The sequence below is a fragment of the Actinomadura darangshiensis genome (assembly GCF_004349235.1).
Classification (GTDB): Bacteria; Actinomycetota; Actinomycetes; order Streptosporangiales; family Streptosporangiaceae; genus Spirillospora; species Spirillospora darangshiensis.
Window position 1 is genome coordinate 1 of sequence record NZ_SMKY01000189.1, and the last position, 17,771, is coordinate 17,771.

17 protein-coding genes and 1 pseudogene are annotated in these 17,771 nt (G+C 72.0%); 1 reads left to right on the forward strand and 17 read right to left on the reverse strand.

The annotated features are described in order from the left end of the window. The 17 genes from E1293_RS31390 to rsmD all read right to left on the reverse strand — a co-directional run. A partial coding sequence (locus E1293_RS31390) for a [protein-PII] uridylyltransferase family protein (RefSeq protein WP_481726104.1) occupies positions 1-810 on the reverse strand: 810 nt, incomplete at its 3' end. 8 nt (positions 811-818) lie between these two features. Then, the gene (locus E1293_RS31395; protein WP_132201108.1) at positions 819-1,157 is read right to left on the reverse strand and encodes a P-II family nitrogen regulator; all 339 of its coding nucleotides are present in this window, start codon (positions 1,155-1,157) and stop codon (positions 819-821) included. After that, positions 1,154-2,485, reverse strand: coding sequence for an ammonium transporter (locus E1293_RS31400; RefSeq protein ID WP_132201109.1), 1,332 nt, complete (start codon positions 2,483-2,485; stop codon positions 1,154-1,156). Before E1293_RS31400 ends, E1293_RS31395 begins: the two co-directional genes overlap by 4 nt. A gap of 170 nt (positions 2,486-2,655) precedes the next feature. Further along, complete coding sequence (ftsY, locus tag E1293_RS31405; RefSeq protein ID WP_132201110.1) at positions 2,656-3,804, reverse strand: signal recognition particle-docking protein FtsY; 1,149 nt, start codon at positions 3,802-3,804, stop codon at positions 2,656-2,658. 156 nt (positions 3,805-3,960) lie between these two features. Further along, positions 3,961-4,650, reverse strand: a complete 690-nt coding sequence (locus E1293_RS31410; RefSeq protein ID WP_165978477.1) for a DivIVA domain-containing protein — start codon at positions 4,648-4,650, stop codon at positions 3,961-3,963. Positions 4,651-4,655: 5 nt separating this feature from the next. Beyond that, positions 4,656-5,807 (reverse strand): globin domain-containing protein, encoded by a 1,152-nt coding sequence (locus tag E1293_RS31415; RefSeq protein ID WP_132201112.1) that lies wholly within the window; start codon positions 5,805-5,807, stop codon positions 4,656-4,658. A gap of 6 nt (positions 5,808-5,813) precedes the next feature. Continuing rightward, positions 5,814-6,221, reverse strand: coding sequence for a globin domain-containing protein (locus E1293_RS31420; protein WP_165978478.1), 408 nt, complete (start codon positions 6,219-6,221; stop codon positions 5,814-5,816). 321 nt (positions 6,222-6,542) lie between these two features. Continuing rightward, a complete protein-coding gene (gene smc / locus E1293_RS31425) occupies positions 6,543-10,199 on the reverse strand; it encodes a chromosome segregation protein SMC (RefSeq protein ID WP_132201114.1) in 3,657 nt (1,218 codons plus the stop codon). Positions 10,200-10,599: 400 nt separating this feature from the next. Further along, positions 10,600-10,797, reverse strand: coding sequence for a hypothetical protein (locus E1293_RS31430; RefSeq protein ID WP_083946295.1), 198 nt, complete (start codon positions 10,795-10,797; stop codon positions 10,600-10,602). A gap of 178 nt (positions 10,798-10,975) precedes the next feature. Beyond that, positions 10,976-11,281 carry an acylphosphatase gene (locus tag E1293_RS31435; RefSeq protein WP_132201115.1) on the reverse strand — a complete coding sequence of 102 codons (306 nt, stop codon included), beginning with the start codon at positions 11,279-11,281 and terminating at the stop codon, positions 10,976-10,978. Positions 11,282-11,298: 17 nt separating this feature from the next. Further along, positions 11,299-12,177: a bifunctional DNA-formamidopyrimidine glycosylase/DNA-(apurinic or apyrimidinic site) lyase gene (gene mutM / locus E1293_RS31440; protein ID WP_132201116.1), complete on the reverse strand. Its 879-nt coding sequence runs from the start codon at positions 12,175-12,177 to the stop codon at positions 11,299-11,301. Then, entirely contained in the window at positions 12,170-12,961 is a 792-nt protein-coding gene (rnc, locus tag E1293_RS31445; protein WP_132201117.1) for a ribonuclease III, read from the reverse strand. Before rnc ends, mutM begins: the two co-directional genes overlap by 8 nt. A 296-nt stretch (positions 12,962-13,257) precedes the next feature. Next, the gene (gene rpmF, locus E1293_RS31450) at positions 13,258-13,437 is read right to left on the reverse strand and encodes a 50S ribosomal protein L32 (protein WP_067632153.1); all 180 of its coding nucleotides are present in this window, start codon (positions 13,435-13,437) and stop codon (positions 13,258-13,260) included. A 1-nt stretch (position 13,438) separates the two neighbouring features. Next, entirely contained in the window at positions 13,439-14,086 is a 648-nt protein-coding gene (locus E1293_RS31455; protein WP_132201118.1) for a YceD family protein, read from the reverse strand. A gap of 105 nt (positions 14,087-14,191) precedes the next feature. Further along, complete coding sequence (gene coaD / locus E1293_RS31460; RefSeq protein ID WP_132201119.1) at positions 14,192-14,674, reverse strand: pantetheine-phosphate adenylyltransferase; 483 nt, start codon at positions 14,672-14,674, stop codon at positions 14,192-14,194. Positions 14,675-14,791: 117 nt separating this feature from the next. Beyond that, positions 14,792-16,189: a penicillin-binding transpeptidase domain-containing protein gene (locus tag E1293_RS31465; protein ID WP_243716835.1), complete on the reverse strand. Its 1,398-nt coding sequence runs from the start codon at positions 16,187-16,189 to the stop codon at positions 14,792-14,794. Positions 16,190-16,273: 84 nt separating this feature from the next. Beyond that, positions 16,274-16,840, reverse strand: coding sequence for a 16S rRNA (guanine(966)-N(2))-methyltransferase RsmD (gene rsmD, locus E1293_RS31470; RefSeq protein ID WP_132201121.1), 567 nt, complete (start codon positions 16,838-16,840; stop codon positions 16,274-16,276). A gap of 234 nt (positions 16,841-17,074) precedes the next feature. Here rsmD and E1293_RS31475 point away from each other — a divergent pair. Next, positions 17,075-17,771: pseudogene (locus E1293_RS31475) on the forward strand (hypothetical protein); the annotation flags it as partial.

Genomic DNA, 17,771 nt, shown 5'->3' on the forward strand with positions numbered 1-17,771 from the left:
GGGTCTGGTGGAGCGGTCTACGCGGCGCCACAGATGGGAGGCCGCATAGGTGATCGTGCGGGCCGCCTCGGCGATCGAGCGCTGCAGGACGTCGGCGTCCAGCAGGCCGAGGGTCTGCGCCACGGCCTGCTTCTCCTGGAGGACGAGGCGGTCGGACGAGCGGCCGGTGACCTCGTGCAGGGCGTGCCGGATGTCCAGGAGGAGGTCGTGGGCGGACCGGACCCGCGCGTCGGGAGCGGACGCCACCCAGGAGGCGGCGACGGCGTGCATGACGTGGACGTCCCGGAGCCCGCCGCGAGCCTCTTTCAGGTCGGGTTCCTGGAGGAAGGCCAGCTCCCCTTGGGCGTCCCAGCGTTCGCGGCACATCGCCGACAGTTCGGCCAGCCGGACGGGGGCGTCGGAGCGCCAGTCGGCGAGGACGCCGGCGCGCAGCTCGTCCACGAGCGTGTGGTCTCCGGCGATGCGGCGCGCCGACAGCAGGCCCAGGGCGGCCTTCATGTCGCCGCGCGCGACGGTCCGCGCCTGGCCGACGGTGCGGACGGAGTGGTCGAGCCGCAGCCCCGAGTCCCAGACCGGGTACCAGACCCGGTCGGCGATCGCCGCGACGCCGGCCAGGCCGCGATGCAGCAGGACGAGATCGAGGTCGCCGCCGGGGGTCAGCTCGCGGCGCGCATGGCTGCCCACCGCGGCGAGCGCCACCCCCTCGGGAGCGGAGGCGAGGAGGGAGCCGAGCCAGTGGTCCAGGGTCGCGGTGCGGGCGGCCCGCGCCGCCGCCAGGGCTGCGCGGGCCGTCTCTCCGGCGAGGGTCACCGGGCTTCCTAGAGGGCGTCCGGGCCGGTCTCGCCGGTGCGGACCCGGACGACGGTGTCGACCGGGACGGCCCAGACCTTGCCGTCGCCGATCTTGTCGGTGCGGGCCGCATTGACGATCACGTCGATGATGTCGTCGGCGTCCTCGGCCTCGACGAGGACCTCGATGCGCAGCTTGGGTACCAGGTCGACCTGGTACTCGGCGCCCCGGTAGACCTCGGTGTGGCCCTTCTGCCGGCCGTAGCCGCTGGCCTCGCTGACGGTCATGCCCCGGACCCCGAAGGTCTCCAGGGCCTTCTTGACCTCGTCCAGCTTGAACGGCTTGATGACCGCCGTGATGAGCTTCATGCCTCCACCTTCTTCGCCGGGACGGACGGGGCGGGCGCGGCCGCGGTCGCCCCGGTGCCGGCGCGGATGGTGCCGAAGTCGTAGGCGGTCTCCGCGTGCGCCGTGCTGTCGATGCCGGCGGCCTCGTCGTCCTCGTCGATCCGGAAGCCCATCACCAGGTCGATGACCTTCGCGATCACGTAGGTGACGGTGAAAGAGTAGGCGAGGGTGGCGAGGACGGCGACCGCCTGCTTGCCGAGCAGGGCGGGCCCGCCGCCGGCGAACAGGCCGTCCGCGCCGGCGTCGTTCACGGCGGTGGTGGCCAGGAAGCCGATCAGCAGGGCGCCGACGATGCCGCCGACCATGTGGACGCCGACGACGTCGAGCGAGTCGTCGTAGCCGAGCTTGTACTTCAGGCCGACCGCGAACGCGCAGACCGCGCCGGCGATGAGGCCGAGGACGATGGCGCCGAGCGGGGTGATGAACGCGCAGGCCGGGGTGATGGCGACCAGCCCGGCCACGACGCCGGACGCGATGCCGAGCGTGGTGGACGAGCCGTCCCGCAGCTTCTCGACGATGATCCAGGCGAACGCGGCGGCGCAGGTCGCGGCGAGCGTGTTGACGAACGCGACGGCGGCGGTGGCGCCGGCCGACAGCGCGGACCCGGCGTTGAACCCGAACCACCCGAACCACAGCAGGCCGGCGCCGAGCAGGACGAACGGCAGGTTGTGCGGGCGCATCGGCTCCTTCGGCCAGCCCCTGCGCTTGCCGAGGACCAGCACCAGCGCGAGCGCCGCGACACCGGCGTTGATGTGGACGACCGTCCCGCCCGCGAAGTCGAGTGCGCCGAGGTCGAACAGCCAGCCGGACTTGCCGCCGTCCTTGCCGTCGGACCACCACACCCAGTGCGCGATCGGGAAGTACACGAGCGTCGCCCAGACGAGGGTGAACACGACCCACGCCCCGAATTTGGCACGGTCCGCGATGGCGCCGCTGATCAGCGCGACGGTGATGATGGCGAACGTCGCCTGGAACGCCACGAAGACCAGTTGCGGGATGCCCGTCCCGTCGTCGGCCGTGGCCGCGTTCTCCAGTCCGACGAGGCCCCAGTCCCCGAAACCGCCGATGAACGAGCTGAGCGGGCCGCCGTCGCCGAACGTGAGGGAGTAGCCGTAGACGACCCAAGCCATGCCCACCACGGCGATGCTGACGAAGCTCATCATCATCATGTTGAGGACGCTCTTGGCCCGGCTCATGCCCCCGTAGAAGAAGGCCAGCCCCGGTGTCATCAGCAGGACGAGCGCGGTGCTCGTCAGCATCCAGGCGGTACTGCCGCTATCGATCTTCATCTCTGAGAGAGTCCCTCCTCGCCAGGGAACTTCGAACAGCTCAGAGACTCGACCGCGGCCATTTCACGCGAGGGATCCGTACGTTTCCGGGGTGTGAAAACCGACCCCGGTGTGTTTCACCGGTGTTTCTAAGTCCTCACATGCCGTATTTATCCGTTGAAAGGCAGTTTTCAGTCGCCCAGAATCGCGTCCACGAAGGCCTCGGGCTCGAACGGCGCGAGGTCGTCCGGCCCCTCCCCCAGCCCGACCAGCTTGACCGGGACGCCCAGCTCGCGCTGCACCTGGACGACGATGCCGCCCTTCGCGGTGCCGTCCAGCTTCGTCAGCACCACGCCGGTGATGTTGACGACCTCGGCGAAGACGCGCGCCTGCTGCATGCCGTTCTGCCCGGTGGTCGCGTCCAGGACGAGGAGGACCTCGTCCACCGTGGCCTGCTTCTCCACGACGCGCTTGACCTTGCCGAGCTCGTCCATCAGGCCGGTCTTGGTGTGCAGCCGGCCCGCGGTGTCGATGATCACCACGTTGACCTTGGTATCGATGCCCTGCTTGACGGCATCGAACGCGACGCTGGCCGGGTCGGCGCCCTCGTCCTTGCGGACGACCTGCGCCCCGACCCGCGTCCCCCACGTCTCCAGCTGGTCGGCGGCGGCCGCGCGGAAGGTGTCGGCGGCGCCCAGCAGCACGGTGTTGCCGTCGCCGACGAGAACGCGGCCGAGCTTGCCGCAGGTGGTCGTCTTGCCGGTGCCGTTCACGCCGACGACCATCATGACGGCGGGACGGTCGCCGGGCGCCTCGGTCCGCACGGCGCGGTCCAGGTCGAGGCCGATCTGCTTGACCAGCTCCTCCTTCAGCAGCCCGCGGACCTCCGCCACGCTGCGCGTGCCGAGCACCTGGACGCGGGTCCGCAGGTCCTCGGTGACCTGGCGGGCCACGGACGTGCCCATGTCCGCGGTGATCAGCGTGTCCTCGATCTCCTCCCAGGCGTCGTCGTCGAGCGTGTCGCGCGACAGCAGGCCGAGGAGGGTCTTGCCGAAGGTGTTCTGGGACTGGGCGAGCCGCGCCCGCAGCCGGACGAGCCGGCCCGCGCCCGGCGGCGGCTTCTCGATCTCGACGGTGGGCCGCGGCGGCGGCACCTCCGTCGGCGGCGCCTTCGCGGGCGCGCCCGCCTCGGCCTCGTCGACGGCGGTCGCGCCGCCGGCCCGTTCCGAAGGCCGCTCCACCGGCGGGCGCGGCCGCCCCCGGCGCGGCCGCAGCAGCGTGATGCCGCCGACGATCAACGCGACGACGGCCAGCGCGACGATGACGATCACATATTCCATAGCGCCCCCAGTCTCCCAGAAGGGATCTACCCCCGGGGACGACCCGCTGGAACCTCCGTCACGAGCCGGTCGGTCCTCACGCCGCGGTGCAGGCCTCTTGTGACCGTGCAGGTTCGTGGCGTGTCGCCGCGGTCGCCCGGCTCGGCGGGCATGGCTTCAGCCCGGCGGGTTGGCGGTCCCGCCTGGCGTTACCCCTGGGAGGGATGCCCGTTCGGAGGATTCCCACTCGTCGACGTTGCGGAGGAGTGCCTCCAGGTAGGAGCGCAAGTGGGTGCGGTACACGTCGCTGTAGGTGCGCAGGTAGGCGATCTCGCGTTCCATGGCGCGGCGTTCGCCGTCCGGGACGGTGTCCGGGCGCGCCACGGGCGGGGCCATCTGCTCGGCCGTGCGTACGGCCGCGTCGGCGACGGCGGCGGCCTTGCGGTGGGCCTCCTCCAGAAGCTGCTCGGCGCGGCCCTTGGCGTCGGACAGGATCGCCTCCCTGTGCAAGCGGGCCTCGTGGGCCAGTTCGCGGGTGTAGCGCTCGGCGTCCGCCACGTACAGGTCGGCGGTCTGCTGGGCCTGCGACAGGATGCGGACGGCCTGAAAGTGCGCGTCCTCGGGCGCCATCACGCCGCGGGTGCCCTTGGCGGCGAGTGCGCGCAGCCGGTTCACCTCATCGGCGAGGGCGGCCTTGTCGCCGAAGATCTGGACGAGTTCCCGCTCCACGTACTGCAGGAAGTTGCGGACCTGCTCCTCGTCGTATCCGCGGCGTCCCAGGGCAGCCCGGGCGAACACCACCGAGTGGAGTTCGCCCGGGGTCAGCCGTGAGCCCTCGGAGACGACCGGAAGGTTAGGGGAGTTCAACGCGCTCACCTCTGTGCGTCTGCGAAGGTTTCCAGGCGGATGCGGTCGCGCGGGACGCCGAGCCGCGCCAGCTGCTCGACGGTGTGCCCGACCATGGCGGACGGCCCGCACACGTAGGCGTCGTGGCCGTCCCATGGGCCGTGCCTGGCGACCACGTCGGACAGGTTGCCGTGCTCGACGTCGCCGTCACCGGAGTTGAGCAGCGACGAGAACCCGTGCCCGCCGGGCTCGTCCGACACTGCCGGGACGAGGGTGAGCCAGGGGAACTCGCCCGCCAGCTTGGTCAGGTCCTCCAGGTCGTAGAGGCCGTCTCGGGTGCGGGCGCCGAAGAACAGGTGCACGCGCGGCGGCGTCGGACGGCCTGCGAGCTGCTCCAGGATCGCCTTGAGCGGCGCCAGGCCAGTGCTGCCCGCGACGAGCAGAACGTTGCGCCCGGACTCCTGGTCGAGGGTGAGGGTGCCGATGGGCGAACCCATGCGGACGCGGTCGCCGGTCTCGGTGCCGCGCACCAGGACCGGGCTCACCGGCCCGCCGTCCACCAGCCGGACGTGGAAGTCCACGGTCTGGTCGTGGCGCGGGGCGTTCGCCATCGAGTAGTACCGCCAGTGCCGCAGCCGGGACGGCACTTCCAGCGCCACCGACTGGCCGGGCTGGTACGGCAGCGGCCGGTCGGGCTGGACGCGCAGGACGCAGATGTCGAAACGGCGCCGCTCGACCGCGACGACGTGCCCGTTCCACCAGGCGGGGGTGCTGAGGGCGTTCTCGTCGGCCGCCTCCAGCATGACCTTCGCGACGAGGCTGTACGCGGCGTTCCAGTCGCCTTCGATTTCCTCGTCCCAGGAAGGACCGGAGAAGTGCCGGAGCGTCGCGAGGAGACTGGCCCCGACGTTCGGGTAATGCTCGGCCAGAATGCCGAACCTGCGGTGGTCGCGGCCGAGCTGCTGGAGGAATGGGACGAGGGTGGGCAGGTCGTCCACCTGGGAGACGATGTGCCCGAGCGCACGCAGCAGTTTGTCGCGCTGGCCGCTCATCCCGATCGGGAACATATCGCGAAGATGCGGATTGCGCACGAAAAGGTCGGAATAGAAGAACAGGGCCACGGAGTCGCCCTCGCCGGCGACCTGGGCGAAGCTGTCCTTCAATCGCTGGGCGTCCACGACGGATCAGGCGACCGGCTCCGCCGCGGCCTCCGCCATCACCTTCGCGACGAGGCCGTAGGCGGCGGTCCAGTCGCGTTCGAGGTCCTCGTTCCATTCGGGGCCGCTGAAGTAGGCGAGAGTGGCGAGCAGGCTGGCCCCGACGGGCCCGTAGTGGTCGGCGACGACGCCGAAGCCGTGGTGCCGCCGGCCGAGGTCCCGCAGGAAGGGGACGAGCGCGTCCGGGTCGTCGACCGACGCGACGATCTGGGACAGCGCGGCGAGCAGCACCTCGTGCTGCTTGGCCATCGCCGCCGGGAACATCGACCTGAGCTGCGGATTCCGCCCGAAAAGGTCGGCGTAGAAGTATTCGGCGACCGCCACGCCGTTCGTGCCCACCTGTGCGAAATTGTCTTTGAGTTTCCGGGTGTCCACGGGCATCACCTTTCCGGCGGTTCTCCGTACCGGGCGGGGGGAGCCCGATGAGGGGAGCCGGAGCACCGCCGGTGCATAGGGGTAGTGGATGCCGCGCGGACCGCACAAGTCCGCCAGAGTCGCCGCATCATCACGGTCGGTGCTCGCCGCTCCCGCCGATTAGGCGTCACCACCGCGAATGCGATGTCACCGAACGGTTATCTGCGGCCGAAAATACCTGCGACCAGATCCCGTGGCCTGCCCGAAATACTGAACATTGGGCGATGTCACGTTCCAGGAATCATATGACCGAAATCACCGTCATCTGAAATCAAGCCGCGGCTAGTCGTGCAGCCGCTGGCTGACCACCTGCGTGACGCCGTCGCCGCGCATGCTGACGCCGTAGAGCGCGTCGGCGCCCTCCATCGTGCGCTTCTGGTGCGTGATGACGATCAGCTGGGACGACTCGCGCAGCTCCTCGAAGACCGTGATGAGCCGCTGCGTGTTGGTGTCGTCCAGCGCGGCCTCGACCTCGTCCAGGACGTAGAACGGGGACGGGCGGGCCTTGAACACGGCGACGAGGAACGCGATCGCGACCAGGGACCGCTCGCCGCCCGACAGCAGCGACAGCCGCTTGACCTTCTTGCCGGGCGGCCGCGCCGCGACCTCGACACCGGTGCCGAGCATGTCGTCGGGCTCGGTCAGCGACAGGCTGCCCTCACCGCCGGGGAACAGCCGGGCGAAGATCCGCTCGAACTCGCGGGCGGTGTCCTCGTAGGCGGCGCCGAACACCTGCTGGACCCGGTCGTCGACCTCCTTGACCAGGCCGAGCAGCTCCCGCTGGGTCTTCTTCAGGTCCTCCAGCTGCGAGGTGAGGAACGCGTGCCGCTCCTCCAGGGCGGCGAACTCCTCCAGCGCGAGCGGGTTGACCTTGCCGAGCTGGGTGAGCTGCCGCTCGGCGGTCTTGGCGCGCTTCTCCTGCACGGCCCGCTCGTACGGGACGGGCCGGGCGTCCTCCCCCTTCTCGGGGTCGGGCGGGACGAGCTGGTCGGGCCCGTACTCCGAGACCAGCGACTCGACCTCCAAGCCGAACTCGTCCAGGGCGCGCTGCTCGAACTGCTCCAGCCGGAGCCGCTGCTCGGCGCGGGCGACCTCGTTGCCGTGCACGACGTTGACGAGCCGTTCGAGGGTCGCCGACAGCTCGCGCACCTGGTTGCGGACGACCTTCAGCTCGGCCTCGCGCGCCGCCTTGGCCTGCTCGGCGCCCTCCCGGCGGCGGACCGCGGCGGCCAGGGAGTGCTCGATGCGCTCCAGGGCCGTCCGAGCGCCCCGCAGGACGGCCTGGGCGACCCGGGCCTGCTCCTCGCGGCGGGCGCGGCGCCGCACGGCGTGTGCGCGCTCCTCGCGTTCGCGGTGGGCACCGCGTTCGAGGGCGTCGGCCCGGCCGGAGATGGCCTGGACGCGCTCCTCCGCGGTGCGGACCGACAGCCGCGCCTCCATCTCGGCGGTGCGCAGCTCCTGGCAGCGGGCGTTCAGCTCGTCGCGCGTCTCGGTGTCGTGCCCGGCCTCGTCGGCGACCTCGGCGGCCTCCTCCGACTCGGCGAGCCGCGTCGCGAGCTCCTCGGCGGCCTCGGTGTCGCGCTCCAGGGACTCGTTCGCCGCGTCGAGCGCCTTGGTCAGCCGCTCGGCCTCGCCCCGGGCGCCGCGGGCGTCGGCCTCCAGGCGCGCCGCGCGCTTGGCCTCCTGCGCCGCCTGCGCGTCGGACTCCCGCAAGCGCGCGCGGACCCGGTCAAGCTCGCCCTGGGCCTGGTTGACCCCCGCCTGGGCCTCGTTGACGGCGGCTTCGGCGGCCTCCACGGCCGTCTGGGCCGCGTGCTCCCGCTCGACCGACGCCGTCAGGTCTTCGGCGGCCGTGCCGGCCGCGGTCTCGGCCGCGGCGAGATCCTCGGTGGCCTCGTCGAGCGTCGCCCGCATCTGCAGGAGGCTCTGACCGCCCCCGGCGGCACCGCCCTGCGCCCAGTGCGCGCCGACGAGTTCGCCGTCGCGCGTCACGGCCCGCAGGGACGCCTCCCGGCGGACGAGCGCGGCGGCGGCCGGCACATCGTCGACGACGGCCACCTCACGCAGCAGGTGCTCAAGGGCGGGACGCATCGAGTCGGGGACGCTCACCGCGTCGATCGCGTAGTCGACACCGGCCACCCGCTGGAACGGCGAGGCCGCTCCCCCGCCGACGACCAGCCCGGCCCGTCCGGCGTCGCGGGACCGCAGCAGCGTCAGCGCCGCCTCGGCGGTGTCCAGCGAGCCGACGGCGATGGCCTCGGCCGCGTTCCCGAGCGCGGCGGCGACCGCCGTCTCGTACCCAGGACGGACGTTCAGCAGCGAAGCGACGGTGCCCAGCACCCCCTGGAGCGCACCGTCGGCGCCCGCCGCGAGCAGGGCCTCCCCGCCGTCGGCGGCACTGGCGAGCGTCAGGTTGAGGGCCTCGATCCGGGCCTGGAGTGCCGCGACCCTCTTCTGCGCGGCCTGATCGGCGGAACGGGCCGAACCGACCGCCCCCCGGGCCTCCTTCAGGGCGCGGCGCGGCCCGTCCACGGCCGCACGCGCGGACTCGGCGGCGTCCTTGGCGGTGGCGAGCGCCTCCTGGACGGTCTCGTGCTCGGCGGCGAGCTCCGGGTCCTCGACGACCTCCGCCTCGAACGCCTCGAACTCGGCCTGCGCGGCCTCGGCGCGCTGCCCGGCCTCCTCCCGCGCCTCGGCGAGCCGTCCGATCTCCGACCGCCCGGCCTGGGCCTTGCTGCGCAGCGCCTCGACCCGCCCGCGCAGCCGGGCCAGCTCCTCGCGGCGATCGGCGGCGGCCCGCGCGGCGGCCTGCAACCTGCGCTCCTCGGCGGTGAGGGCCTCCTCGGCGCCCGTCCGCTCGTCGACCGCGCGGGACAGCCCGTCCTGCGCCTCGTCGAGCGCGGCGCGGAGCATCTCCTCCTGCTCGCGGATCTCGGCGGCCTCGCGCTCCATGTCCTCGGGGTCGCGCCCGCGCCGCTCCTCCTCGCGCGCCTCGGCGGCGTTGCGGTGGCGCTCCGCGGCGAGATCGGCGACGCCGCGCAGCCGCTCCTTGAGCGCCGAAAGCTGGAACCACGTGTCCTGGACCTGCGCGAGCTTCGGCGCCTGCTCCGCCTCCTCGGCCTCCAGGACGCCCTCGCGCTCCTGCGCCTCGGCCAGCGCCCGCTCGGTCTCGGTGCGCCGCTCCCGGATCGCGGCCTCGTCCGCGGCCTCCTGGTCGAGCTTCGTGCGCAGCGTGACGAGGTCGTCGGCCAGCAGCCGCAGCCGGGCGTCCCGGAGGTCGGCCTGGATCACCGCGGCCCGCCGCGCGATCTCGGCCTGCCTTCCGAGCGGCTTCAGCTGGCGCCGCAGCTCACCGGTCAGGTCCTGCACACGCGTCAGGTTGCCCTGCATCGCGTCGAGCTTGCGGAGCGCCTTCTCCTTGCGCTTGCGGTGCTTGAGGACGCCGGCGGCCTCCTCGATCACCGCGCGGCGCCCCTCCGGCCCGGAGTGCAGGACGCGGTCGAGCTGCCCCTGCCCGATGATCACGTGCATCTCGCGGCCGATGCCGGAGTCCGACAGCAGTTCCTGGATGTCCAGCAGCCGGCACCCGTCGCCGTTGATCGCGTACTCGCTGGACCCCGACCGGAACATCAGCCGGCTGATCGTGACCTCGGTGTAGTCGATCGGCAGCGCGCCGTCGGAGTTGTCGATCGTCAGCACGACCTCGGCGCGCCCGAGCGGCGCCCGGCTGGCCGTGCCGGCGAAGATGACGTCCTCCATCTTGCCGCCGCGCAGCGACTTGGCGCCCTGCTCGCCCATCACCCAGGCCAGCGCGTCCACGACGTTGGACTTGCCGGACCCGTTCGGCCCGACCACGGCGGTGATCCCCGGCTCGAACTTCAGGGTGGTGGAGGACGCGAAGGACTTGAAGCCGCGCAGCGTCAGATTCTTCAGATACACGCGCCAGCCGTCCCCCTCCCGCGGTCTCTAACCCCTGAACACCCGCGAACAATACCGGCCGCAGCCCCTCTCAGCACGGCACTGACCAAGCCCGAGCCAGGTCACCGACCTCAGCCGCCTCGGGCCACGGACCTCAGCCGACCCGAGTCACGGACCTCAGCCACCCCATCAGCCACGCGACAAGGTCAAGACCCGCGATCGCGTCCGAAGGCAGGTTTCGAGCCTGCGAGAAACCTGATCGCGCAGCGAGCCGCAAGGCGAGCCGAAGCGATGCAGCGATCGCACCGCATTTCTCGACGATGGAGGGCCCTCTAGGGCCCGAAGGAGGAGAGAAATGCAATAAAAACAGAGGGACGCCAACATGGCGTCCCTTGCCTACTTGAGAGAGATCTGGCGCTGATCAGGTCAGCGCCGGTTCACGGTCCTTCACCGCAAGCGACATCACATCGTCGTCCGGCGCCGTCGCGAGCGCGTCGTTCTCTGCTTGAAGCCGTACGAGCTCGGCTTCCAGATCACGTACGCGCTGCTGAAGGCGCCGCATCTCCGCGACCATCCGGGGGTCGGGACCGCCGACGTGGCCGAGTAGAGCCTTCGCCATGACTAAGGGTCCTCCACGCTGAGTAACCAGCAGGGATCGCGCACGAGAATCAGCTGAAGTCGGTGCGCGTACCGTCTAGAGTCGCACCGGCCGGTGTCCTGGTCAAGCCGCACATCACAGGCCGGTAACAACCTTCCTCTACCAGTTTAGCAGGTACGAACCGGTACTCCCTACCCGGTCACCGTTCCAGGAAACCGGGGCTCTCCCCGCGTGGCGCGCTCCAGCGGCCCGCGACGCCCGTGACCTTGCCGGGACGTCCGGGAAGGCCGCCCGGGACGTCGCCGTCCAGCAGCTCCAGAAGCCGCTCGCACCCGCCGCGCGGACCCTCGGCCACGACCTCCACGCGCCCGTCGGCCAGGTTCGCCGCGCTGCCCGCCAGGCCCAGTTCCAGCGCCCGCGACCGCACCCACCAGCGGAAGCCGACGCCCTGGACGCGGCCGCGCACCCAGGCCGTGAGCCGCACGATCTCCTCGACCTCGTCCATCCGTCCCCCCTCGGTCGCTAGTACCGTGCCCGGCGGGGGCGGGGCTGGCACACGGGGCAGCTGTAGGACGAGCGGTTCATGAACTCGTCGCGGCGTATCGCCGCGCCGCAGCGCCGGCACGGCTCGTCCCGCCGCCCGTAGGCGTCCAGGGATCGCTCGAAGTAGCCGCTCTCGCCGTTCACGTTCACGTACAGGCTGTCGAAGGACGTGCCGCCGACCGCCAGGGCCGCCGACATGACCTCCTGTGCGGCCTCCAGGACGCGCGCGGCCTCCGCCCGGGTCATCGTCTCGGTCGGCCGCGCCCAGTGCAGCCTGGCCCGCCACAGCGCCTCGTCGGCGTAGATGTTGCCGACCCCGCTGATCAGCGACTGGTCGAGCAGGGCCCGTTTGATCCCAGTCTTGCGGCGGCGCAGGGCGCGGAAGAACACCTCCGCGTCGAAGGCGTCCTCCAGCGGGTCGGCGGCGATGTGCGCGATCGGCTCGGGGACGAGCGCGGCCTTGTCGAAGGTGTCCGGGACGAGGTCGGCGACCATGAGGTGCCCGAACGTCCGCTGGTCGACGAAGCGCAGGTCGAGGCCGCCGTCGGCGAACCCGGCCCGGACGCGCAGGTGCTTCTCGCGGTCCCGGTCCGGCTCGCCGACGAGGAGCTGCCCGCTCATCCCGAGGTGCGCGAGGACCGCCTCCTCCTCGCCGTCCAGGGGGATCCACAGGTACTTGCCGCGGCGGCGCGGGCCCAGCAGGGTGCGCCCGGCGAGGCGCCCGGCGAAGTCGGCGGGGCCCGCCTCGTGCCGGCGCACCGACCGCGGGTGCAGCACCTCGGCGGCGGCGACGGTGCGGCCGGTCGTCCAGCGTTCCAGGCCGCGCCGGACGACCTCGACCTCGGGGAGCTCAGGCACCGGCCTGGGCCGCCTGCCCCGCCTGCGCGTCCCGCTGGGCGGCCGCCTGCCCGCCCTGCGCCTCGGTCTCGCGCTGGACGACGATCGCGCGGATCTCGTTCCAGGCGGCCTCGGCGGCGTGCTGCTCGGCCTCCTTTTTGCTGCGCCCCTCGCCGGCCCCGTAGGTCGTCCCGCCGACCCGCACGGAGGCGCGGAACGTCTTCTGGTGGTCGGGGCCGCTCTCGGCGACGTGGTACTCGGGGACGCCGAGTTCCTCGACGGCGGTGAGCTCCTGCAGGGAGGTCTTCCAGTCCAGCCCGGCGCCGAGGCCCGCGGACCGGGCGATCAGCCCGTCGAAGAGCCGGTGCACCAGCGCGGACGCCTCGTCCAGGCCGCGGTCGAGGTAGACGGCGCCGATCAGCGCCTCCAGCGTGTCGGCGAGGATCGAGGCCTTGTCGCGCCCCCCGGTGCCCTCCTCGCCGCGGCCGAGCCGGATGTGGGCGCCGACGCCGAGGCCGCGGGCGACGCCGGCGAGGGCGCGCATGTTGACCACGGCGGCGCGCAGCTTGGCGAGCTGCCCTTCGGGCAGGTCGGGGTGGCCCCGGAACAGGGTGTCGGTGACGACGAGGCCGAGCACCGAGTCGCCGAGGAACTCCAGGCGCTCGTTGGTGGGCAGGCCGCCGTTCTCGTAGGCGTAGGAGCGGTGGGTCAGGGCGCGTTCGAGCAGCTCGGGGGTCACTTCGACGCCGAGCGCGCCGGTCAGTTCCGCGCGGTCCGGCGCGGGGTCGCTCTTCTTGGCGCTCACAGGGCCCTCCTCAGGCCGTGCGCCGCGCATGCGCGGTCGCGTCCGTGGCGCGCGGCCATGGGCGGCCGGGACGGCGAGGACGCTCGGCTGGGAGGGTCCGCGAAGACGAGGTGCGCGCCGGTCGGCTGAAGATCCCGGCGTGCACCACGGCTCCGGGCGCAGTGAACGAATGTTCAGTCTCCGCGCCGGTCACCACGCCGACGTCACGCGCCGGGTGGTCGGGTGCGTGTCCTTCCGCACCGTGGGGGGCGGGCCGCGCCGTCAGCGCGGATCCGCCCCCCAGGATGCGAGAAGACTCAGGCCGACGGGGCGATGACCTGCCGCCGGTCGTAGGTTCCGCACGTCGCGCACGCGGTGTGCGGCAGCTTGTGGTCGCGGCACGTCGGGCACTCGACCAGGTTCGGCGCCGCGGTCTTCCACTGCGAGCGCCGGTGCCGCGTGTTGCTGCGCGACTTCTTCCGCTTGGGGACGGCCACGTCAGCCCTCCTGCTTTCCTTCTCGTCGGTCGAATGAACCACGGGTGCCGGAGCTCCCGTTCCCCCGTTCGGGGGCGGCCGGCGCCATGTCGCCGGCCAAGTCCTGCAGCGCCGCCCACCGGGGGTCGGCGACGTCGTGCCGGTGCCCGGGCTCGGCGTCCGCCAGCCGTGCACCGCAGTCCGGGCACAGGCCCGGGCAGTCGTCCCGGCACAGCGGGGACAGCGGCAGCGCGAGCACCACCGCGTCCCGCAGGACCGGTTCGAGGTCGATGATGTCGCCCTCGAGGCGGAGCTCGTCGTCTTCGGCGTTCCCGCCCGAGCGGGTGTCGTCGTAGACGAACAGCTCCTGGAAGTCCGCCTCGAAGGTCGAGGCGATCGGGTCGAGGCAGCGGGAGCACTCCCCCTTCAAGGGGACCGTCGCCGTGCCGGTGACGAGCACCCCCTCCAGGACCGCTTCGAGCCGGAGGTCCAGCTCGACCGCGGCGCCTTCGGGGACGCCCACCATCTCGACGCCGAAATTCTCCGGTGCCGGCACGGACAGGTGCTCCTCGCGCGACGACCCGGGTTGCCTGCCCAGAGCTCGGGTGTCGAGCTTGAGAGGGCCGTTGGGTTCGCTGCGTGTCAGTGGATTCCTGCTTCCATGAGGCATGGTGAACGGCGGCCGCCTGCGATGGCCGATGTCCCAGGGTACCGAACACCGCGCGATGACCCAACTCGCGGCCCCCTCACCAGGGCCGGACGCTGCGCCGGCGGGTCAGTCCTGCTTGCGGAGCCGCTCCACCAGCCGGTCGCGGACACTGTCGGGGACGAGACCGGAGATGTCCCCGCCGAACTTCACGACCTCCTTCATCAGGCTGGAGGACAGGAACGCGTACTCGGGATTGGTCGCCATGAACAGCGTCTCGACGCCGGCGATCCGGTGGTTCATCTGCGCCATCTGCAGCTCGTACTCGTAGTCGCTGACGGCCCGCAGCCCCCGGACGATCACCGGGATGTCCTGCTCCCGGCAGTAGTCGACGGTGAGCCCGTAGAAGGTGTCCACCCGGATGTTGCCGTACTCCCGGGTGACCTCGGCGATCATGTCGGCGCGCTCGTCGACGGTGAAAAGGCTCTTCTTGTTCTTGTTGATCAGCACGGCGACGACCACCTCGTCGTACAGACGGGAGGCGCGGCTGATGATGTCGAGATGCCCGTTGGTGACGGGGTCGAACGATCCCGGACAGACGACACGGCGCACGGCGCGAACCCCTTCGGTCGCGGTTTCTGACCTGCGGCGTGAACGTACCAAATCGCATTCGGCCCGCTTTCCACCGGGCTCGCCGGTACCGTCCCCGCTCGTTCCCCCGGGGGGCCCTCAGCCGCCCAGTGCGTCCACGATCTTGGCCGCGATCGGGCCGGACTCGATGCCGTAGCCGGACGCCTCTGTCATCACCGCGACCGCGTACTTCGGGTCGTCGCGCGGGCCGAAGCCGATGAACCACCGGTCGTTGTAGGACGCGCCCTCGACGTCGGCGGTCCCGGTCTTGCCGCCGAGGATGGACGTTCCCTTGAGGGACTTGCCGGTCCCCCGCTCGACGACGGCCTTCATCAGGTCCCGCATCTGCTTCGCCTGGCCGGACGACAGCGCGCGCGACATCCGCTCGGGCGAGATCGTGTCGACGGTGGAGCCGTCCGGGGCGCGCAGCTTGTCGACGAGATGGGGCCGCATGACCTCACCGTCGTTGAGGACGCCGGCGGCGACCATGGCCATCTGCAGCGGCGAGGCGACCGTGCTGCCCTGCCCGATGGAGCCGAGCGCGCTGAGCGACGGCTGGTCGGTCTTCGGGAAGGAGCTGGGGGCGCTCGTGAGGCCGTCCGCGAACTCGATCCGGCCGCCGAACCCGAACTTGCCGGCCTGCGCGTGGACGGCGTCGTTGCCGGGCTTCTCCGCTCCCATGTAGGCGAACGTGGTGTTGCAGGACTGGGCGTACGCCTCGATGAGCGCGATCTGCTTCAGGTCGCAGGATCCGCCGATGTCGCCCGCGTCGTTGTTGATGGCCTGGCCGGCGCCCGGCGGCCGGTAGCTGCGGCCCGCCCTGACGCGGGTGTCCTCGCTCGCGCCGGCCTCCAGCGCCGACGCGGCGACCACGGTCTTGAACGTGGAACCGGGCGGGAACACCTCGTACGCGGCCTTGTCGAGGAGCGGCTTCAGCGGCTCGTCGCCGAGCCGGTCGAACGCCTTCACGGCCTTGTCCCGGTCGAGCGTCGACACGTCGCCCGGGTCGTAGGACGGCGTGGACGCCAGCACCAGGATCGCGCCGGTCTCCGCGTCCAGGACGACGGCCGCCGCGCGGCGGGCGCCGCTCGCCTTCAGCGCGTCGTAGGCGACCCGCTGCGCCTTGACGTTCACGGTGGCCTCGACCGTCCCGCCGGGGACGTGCTTGCCGATCAGCTTGTCGACGAGGTTGGACGTGGCGAGGCGGTCGTCGGTCCCGTCCAGGAAGTGGTTCTCGGCGCTCTCCAGGCCGGTCTGGGCGAACACCGAGAAGTAGCCGGTGACCGGCGCGAAGGCGGCGCCGTCCTTGTAGTGGCGCTGGTAGCGCTCGTCGTCGACCCCCTGGGACCAGGCGAGGCGTTCGCCGTCCGCGACGATGGGGCCCCGGTCGATCTTGAAGCGGTCCTCGAACTGGCGCGCGTTGAGGGAGTCGTCCCGCAGGTTCTGCGCCTCGAAGCCCTGCACGTAGGTGATGTTCGCGAGGAGCGCGACGGACATCACCAAGGCGATGACCCAGGTCCGTCCTAACGCGCGATCGATCCCGGGCCTCATGCGCATGGCTCTACCCGAACTCCCTCCGTGTCAACGGCCTTCCGCGCGGCCGTACCAGAACACCGCCTCGCCGTACCGCCGGTCCCGCTCGGCCTCGTAGCCGTCCGGCCACTTCAGCGCCGCGCCGCGGGCGGCGCGCTCCACGACGACGAGGGCGTCCCGCGCGGCCCATCCGTGCTCGCGCAGGTCCTCCAGGAGGGCGGTGACGGACGCGTCGGCCACCGCGTACGGGGGGTCGGCGAAGATCAGGTCGTAGGGCTCGCCGGGCCCCTTCCGGACGAGGCGCTCCACCTTGTCCGCGCACGGGACGGCGCCGGGCAGCCCGAGCGACCCGGCGTTCCGCCGGATCACCTTGATCGCGCGCGGGTGCGACTCGACCAGCAGCGCGTGGGCGGCGCCCCGCGACAGCGCTTCGAGCCCGACGGCGCCCGATCCGGCGTAGAGGTCGGCGACGCGCAGGCCGTCGAGCGGGCCGAGCAGGGCCAGCACCGTGCCGAACAGGCCCTCCCGGGCTCGGTCGCTCGTCGGCCTGGTGTCCCTTCCCGGCGGGACGGCCAGCCGCCGCCCTCCCGCGCTGCCCGCGATGACCCTGCTCACCCTCCCAGTATCGGGGGCGCCCTCCGCCGCCGGCGCACCGGCCGCCGCATTCACCGGCCCGGCATGTTCGGTGCATCACGGAAAAGATTCACAATCACCCCGGCCCTCTGTTGTGAATCCCTACCTAAAAGCACCGGACGCTGTTCACATCGACTACTTGACGTGTAAACGTGCTCGCAGGTTGTACAACCCAGTAACTCAGGAGCTTCTGTGCATCACGGTAGGAGACTGGCGGTGACGGCCGGTGCGACGGTACTCGGCATTGCCGCCATGAGCGGCGTCTCGCACGCCGAGGCCTCCAAGCCCCCCGCCAGGCACGCAGCGCATCCTCTCGGGGACGCGGTGCACACGCTTACGGCGCCGGGGAAAGCGGCGAACCGGAAAACGGTCGCCCCGAAAAAGGGAAAAACGCTCAACAAGTCGAAAACCCGAAAGACGTCAACAAAGAAGGCGCCGACCGTCAGAAAGGCCACCGCCGCAAAGGCCCGGCCGGCGGCCGGTCTCCACCTCGGCGCCACGCTGAAGTACGACGAGAAGACCAGGACGACGAGCGCGGGCCTCGACCTCGGCGTGAACGCCGGCACCCCCGAGGGCGGCGCCGGCGTCCGGCTTCAGGCCGGCGCGAGCGCGTCGCCGGACGGCACCGTCAAGGCGGGCGCCCGGCTCGACGGCCGGGCCGCCTCGCCCGCCGGAAGCGCCAAGCTGTCGCTCGACGCCGGCGTGACCGCGGCGGCGGGCAACGGCCTGTCCGGCGCCCGGACGATGTCCTCGGGCGGCGGGCTCCTCAGCGCCCACGCCGGCCTGTCCGCCTCGGTGACCCCGGCCGGCGGCACGCCGATCTCGGCGAACGTGTCGGCCGCCGCCTGCGTCGGCGGGGGCTGCTCGGCGCCCACGCCGCCGACTCCCCCGACGCCGCCGACCCCGCCCACGC

Excerpts from the sequence above, each read along its gene's own strand:
- E1293_RS31395 (WP_132201108.1), bottom strand. The coding sequence starts at position 1,157 with ATGAAGCTCATCACGGCGGTCATCAAGCCGTTCAAGCTGGACGAGGTC.
- E1293_RS31400 (WP_132201109.1), bottom strand. The coding sequence starts at position 2,485 with ATGAAGATCGATAGCGGCAGTACCGCCTGGATGCTGACGAGCACCGCG.
- ftsY (WP_132201110.1), bottom strand. The coding sequence starts at position 3,804 with ATGGAATATGTGATCGTCATCGTCGCGCTGGCCGTCGTCGCGTTGATC.
- E1293_RS31430 (WP_083946295.1), bottom strand. The coding sequence starts at position 10,797 with ATGGCGAAGGCTCTACTCGGCCACGTCGGCGGTCCCGACCCCCGGATG.
- E1293_RS31435 (WP_132201115.1), bottom strand. The coding sequence starts at position 11,281 with ATGGACGAGGTCGAGGAGATCGTGCGGCTCACGGCCTGGGTGCGCGGC.
- E1293_RS31455 (WP_132201118.1), bottom strand. The coding sequence starts at position 14,086 with ATGCCTCATGGAAGCAGGAATCCACTGACACGCAGCGAACCCAACGGC.
- E1293_RS31465 (WP_243716835.1), bottom strand. The coding sequence starts at position 16,189 with ATGTCCGTCGCGCTCCTCGCGAACATCACCTACGTGCAGGGCTTCGAG.